This window comes from Nitrosomonas communis (genome assembly GCF_900114745.1).
GTDB lineage: Bacteria > Pseudomonadota > Gammaproteobacteria > Burkholderiales > Nitrosomonadaceae > Nitrosomonas > Nitrosomonas communis_A.
This window is the reverse complement of record NZ_FOUB01000152.1, coordinates 1-2,918: the sequence shown is the minus strand read 5'-3', so window position 1 is coordinate 2,918 and position 2,918 is coordinate 1. Positions and strand designations below refer to the sequence as shown.

Sequence of the window (2,918 nt, the reverse complement as noted above, 5' to 3'; positions counted from 1 at the left end):
ACCGACTGTTTTAACGATCAATAAAGATTTACTGAACCGCCATGCCACCACCCCTTACGAATGGTGCTTCTCCCCGTTTGTTTATGACAAGGTGGCAGCAACATTCGATGTGCCACCCATTGCCGATCCTGTAGTAACGATAACACTAGCCGATCCATCCGGTACCTGCGAGCTGTCCAGGTTCGCAGTAGGCCAGGCAATCCACCTGGGCGACATCGAATGGAATCCAATATCGGATGCTGAAAACTACAGTGAAATCACCTGGGACAGTTTCGGCAAAGCAACACTCACGCCTGTGCCAAGCCAGCCGCTGATTGAACTTGAATTAGCAACAGAGGCTAACCGGGTCAACGCGATCAAGCAATTCCGCGATCTGGCCAATGCCAAAGCGGTAGTCTGGTCCGGCATGGATAACCTGGATCATGTCTACGCTGAGCCACTGGTACTGATAGGCGTCTATCAGCGCTTCCCGATCGATATCAGCAATCTGAAATTCGCCAAGATTAATTTAACGCTAAAGGGAATTTAATGGCAATCGACCCACTCAGCACGCCGCTGCCGAACACGTCCAACATGACTGAGGCTCAGTTTAATGCGGCGATGAATACATTCTTCTCAGAGCTGGCAAATTTTGGTACACAAATCAATGCTGCGATAGAGGCCATGAATCTGAATGCTGTCACGGGCACTAGCGCATCCAGTGTGGCCATTGGCACTGGAAGTAAATCATTCACCGCCAGCACTGGAAAAAGCTGGGTTGGCGGCATGTTCATAGCTCTTGCAGACACGGCCGCGCCGTCAACTAATGCAATGTACGGCATCGTCACCAGTTACAACTCGTCCACGGGCGCTCTGGTGGTCAATGTAACCTACGTCATCGGAAGCGGCACCAAATCATCCTGGACGATCAGCCAATCCAGCCCTACGAACATTTCCGGCAGTATGGTATTGCTCTCATCCGTAACTGCATCAGCATCCGCCACAGTTGACCTGGAGGCCACTTTTGACAGCACTTACGATGAGTACATGATACTTGGAACAGCCATTGTACCAGCCTCTGCCGGACAGAACCTCAATTGTCGCATGAAGCTTGGCGGGACTTATCAGACAACCGGTTACCGGTATCACAACTCAATGCCAACCGATGGATCAGCCTTATATGGCGCCAGCAATAGCGCTGCTGCAGCAGCCATATCTATAGGTGAAGGTGTGGGTGCGAGTCTTGATTTTACGATGCATATCCGAAATGTGACCAATGCAACCATCAGAAAATTACTGCACTTTCACGGAGCGTATATGGTGAGTACTGGCCCATCCTTAGCACTGATATCAGGAGCAGGAACAAACGACAACACCGGAGCATTGACCGGCATCAGGTTCATGATGAGTAGCGGCAATATCGCCAGCGGTACATTCAGGCTGTATGGGATTAGAAAACAATAAGGGAGGCGCAATGCAAGAGAACGATCCAACAAACTGGAGCGCAGCAACCTGGGGGCTGGCGGTAGGTATGTCATTACTGGGCGGTTTTGTTAGCTGGTATTCGAGAATAAAAGCGGGCCATCCTCTGGTATTCAACTTTGTTGAATTTCTTGGAGAGAGTGTAACTAGCGCATTTGTTGGGCTCATGTCATTCATGATCCTGGATTCTTTTGGCTACCCCTGGGGGATTTGTGCAGCAGCTGCAGGCATATCGGGAAACATGGCCCCTAAATTACTAAGCATGGTTAAGCAGGCGATTGAAGATAGATTTAGTTACATAAATAAGGGAAATAGATGAGCAAAGATATGAAAGACATTCTGATTCATTCTGTAGTAGCGTTAGCGATGATGATCATTCTATTGTTATTGCCGCACTCAATTGCTGTGACTATTGCCGTAGTCGCGAGCTGGTATATGTGGGAACTTGGCCAGCGTGTTGCTATGGATCAGGAACGGCGAGGCGCTGAATGTATGCTGTATTGTTCAATATTATGAATTGGAGCAACCAGGCAAGGCTTGAATTCCTTATTCCAGCTAATCTCTCATTGCTGGTTTATTTAATTTACCTGATGAGGGTGTCATGAAGAAAGCCAGGAATTCATTAATCGGATTGTCGGCGGCTGCATTGGTAATGATTGCAACCTTTGAAGGATACCGGGGCACCTCATACGACGATGGGGTAGGGGTTCAGACTATCGGCTTTGGCACTACGCAGGGAGTAAAGGCTGGAGCAAAAACAGATCCGGTCCGGGCGCTAGGCTTTCTTTATCGTGATGCAAATGAAATCACTGAGCAGATATCGGATTGCATAGGTGATGTGCCATTGCACCAACACGAGGCTGATGCATTCATTAGCCTGGCCTATAACATAGGAGCTGGTGCATTTTGCAGATCCACGCTAGTCAAGAAATTGAAACGTGATCCTCCTGATTACCTAAGTGCATGTAGTGAAATCTTGCGATGGAACAAAGCAGGCGGCAATGTAAATGTTGAGGAGGGGCTGACTAATCGAAGGCAAAAAGAATATCAATTATGTATGACGGATAAACAACAAATAGCGGAGAAATAATAACTATGTGGAATTTACTATTTCCAGCGATAACGCCCATCATCAATAAAGTTCTCGACCTGATACCCAATGAAAATGAGCGGGCTAGGGCTAGGGAACAACTGGAAGGCGATCTACAGAAAGCTATCAACCAAGCAGCAGCGGATCAGCGCGAGATTAATAAAATTGAGGCAGCTAGTTCATCTGTTTTTGTTGCTGGCTGGCGCCCTGCTTTGGGTTGGTGCTGCGTGTTAGGATGCTTCTGGGCTTTCATTGGTCAGCCCTTGATGCTTTGGATCGTACAGGCTTTTGAGCTGCCGTTTAAGACCCTGCCAGATATTCATACCGACTACCTGTTAGAGCTGGTGTTGGCAATGCTAGGGCTGAG

General features: G+C 48.2%; 6 protein-coding genes. All 6 read left to right on the top strand.

The genetic code is table 11. The annotated features are described in order from the left end of the window. Positions 1-529, top strand: a 529-nt coding sequence (locus BM122_RS23775; protein WP_177198248.1) for a hypothetical protein, incomplete at its 5' end; no start/stop codon positions are given. Then, positions 529-1,443, top strand: a complete 915-nt coding sequence (locus tag BM122_RS20905) for a hypothetical protein (RefSeq protein WP_074907569.1) — start codon at positions 529-531, stop codon at positions 1,441-1,443. The genes BM122_RS23775 and BM122_RS20905, both read left to right, overlap by 1 nt. Before the next feature lie 10 nt (positions 1,444-1,453). Continuing rightward, on the top strand, positions 1,454-1,780 hold the full coding sequence (locus BM122_RS20900) for a phage holin family protein (protein WP_074907571.1): 327 nt from the start codon (positions 1,454-1,456) through the stop codon (positions 1,778-1,780). An 8-nt stretch (positions 1,781-1,788) separates the two neighbouring features. After that, positions 1,789-1,977, top strand: coding sequence for a hypothetical protein (locus BM122_RS20895; protein WP_143083589.1), 189 nt, complete (start codon positions 1,789-1,791; stop codon positions 1,975-1,977). A gap of 85 nt (positions 1,978-2,062) precedes the next feature. Further along, entirely contained in the window at positions 2,063-2,551 is a 489-nt protein-coding gene (locus BM122_RS20890) for a lysozyme (protein ID WP_074907565.1), read from the top strand. A gap of 5 nt (positions 2,552-2,556) precedes the next feature. Beyond that, positions 2,557-2,918: 3TM-type holin (locus tag BM122_RS20885; RefSeq protein ID WP_074907563.1), on the top strand; the 362-nt coding region annotated here is incomplete at its 3' end.